This window comes from Deltaproteobacteria bacterium, from assembly GCA_009929795.1.
Lineage (GTDB): Bacteria > Desulfobacterota > Desulfovibrionia > Desulfovibrionales > Desulfomicrobiaceae > RZZR01.
The window spans coordinates 1-1,811 of sequence record RZZR01000313.1; the positions used below are offsets into that span (position 1 = coordinate 1).

The window sequence follows — 1,811 nt, forward strand, 5'->3', positions numbered from 1 at the left end:
TTGAGAATGCGGAATTGTTCGGTGATCATCGTTCGTCGCCCTCCCCGGTTTCCACGTCAATCAGTTCGAGACAGGCGTGCGGACAGAACGGTACGCACCGGCCGCAATGGATGCAGATGTACGGGCGGTTGTCGTGGTCGAGGGCCACGGCGGCCACCGGGCAGGCCCGGACGCAGGCGTTGCAGCGGATGCAAAGGTCCTTTTTGACCTTGACTCCGCCGCCCTTGCGCTGGGTGAGGGCCCCGGTGGGGCAGTTTTCGGCGCAGGGGGCCGGATCGCAGGCCACGCAGAGGCGGGCCTCGAAGCCGGTGGACAGACCGCCGGACGAGGCGATGCGGATGCCGGAGGTCTCCCAGGAGAGCCGACCGTGGACCAGGCGGGCGCAGGCCAGGGAGCAGGAATGGCACCCGATGCAACGTTCCATTCGGGAGGCAATGAGTTTTTTCATGAAGAACCGGATTGGTTGAGGTGATGGTGCGGAATCGAAACCCGAGTCTGCCCGGTCCAAACCGGGTCGTCAAGAAGAGGGCGGTTCTCGTGTTTGGCCAAAAACTCGGCCTCGACCCCTAAAGGAAACGTATGCTTCGGCCGATATCTGGGATATGAGCCTGCAAAAGATTGTGGCCGAGGAGGTTGTATGAGCAGTCGTTCCATTTGTGCCGTGGGATGGAAATGGACATTCATGGGCACGGTCCTCCTGGCCGGTGCTTTGGTCTGGACCAGCGTCAGGGCCGAGTCATATTCTGATTCTCTGCCCGCGGAGGATCCCTTGAGGGTCCTGATGGGTGACGCATATGCGGAAACGACTGGTCCGGTCTCCTCCTCCGGGCAAGGGACGGTCGAGGACTATCCGGAGACGCCCCTGGTCGGCCCGTCGGAAGATTCGACGGTTGAGTACTATCCGGAATTGCAGCCCATGGACGACCCATACCGGCGGGACTTCGGCGATGATGGCCGGGGAATGGCGTCTCGTGATCCTTTGTACGACTGTGGACCGGGGGTTTTGAAGGCCGAGCAGTATCCGGTATCCGTGCCCATGGCCGATCCCTGCCGACAGCCCTTTGATCCCGGGGCTCGGGTCGACACCTGGCCCGAACGCTGGAACTGCGCGGCTCGTTCCGGCACATCCGATTATTCACGTTCCGGAGATTCTCACGGTCGCCCTGCCGGGTCCTGCTATGGTCGACCTGCCACTGTTTCGAGTTTCCGCGGAGGACAGACCAACGTGAATGGGGAGTGCGTCCCCGTCAGGGATTCGGAAGGCCTGTATGCCGGGTTCTATGTTCCTGACGGTCGGGGGGGATACGTCTTTATCGGGGACCGAAGGCCCCTGCGTCTGCCGGACCAACGGAGCGAGCAGGGCCGGGAGATCGTTCTCCAGATTCGGGAACTGGCCGACCAGTTGTTCGCGCCTCTCATGGGCCAATCCAACTCCGGGGTCATGGCCATCCCGACTTCCTTCGTCAATCTGGACGATTTTTCGGGCACGTCCTCTTTCGGGCGGCTCATGGCCGAGCAGATGTTCTACGAGTGCAACACGAGGGGCATTCCTGCCCAGGAGTACAGGATGACCCGGGAGATTCTGCTCAAACAGCGGGAAGGGGAGTTCACCATGGCCCGGGACAGCGATCTGGTCCGAAAGTCCGTGTCGGCCTCCTGCGTGATTACCGGAACCTATTATTTCGACCGGGACAACGTCATCGTCAACGCCCGGCTTTTCAAGCTGGAAACGGGCCTGGTCCTGACCACGGGGATGATCGTCATTCCCCAGACCACGACCGTGCGGAAGATGCTGGCCCGAAGAACGGGGA

2 protein-coding genes are annotated in these 1,811 nt (G+C 61.6%); one reads left to right on the forward strand and one right to left on the reverse strand.

Annotation, left to right across the window (positions count from 1 at the left end; all coding sequences use genetic code 11):
• Positions 1 to 25: 25 nt before the first annotated feature.
• On the reverse strand, positions 26 to 448 hold the full coding sequence (locus tag EOM25_14545; GenBank protein NCC26395.1) for a (Fe-S)-binding protein: 423 nt from the start codon (positions 446 to 448) through the stop codon (positions 26 to 28).
• A gap of 189 nt (positions 449 to 637) precedes the next feature.
• Here EOM25_14545 and EOM25_14550 point away from each other — a divergent pair.
• Positions 638 to 1,811, forward strand: a 1,174-nt coding sequence (locus tag EOM25_14550) for a hypothetical protein (protein ID NCC26396.1), incomplete at its 3' end; no start/stop codon positions are given.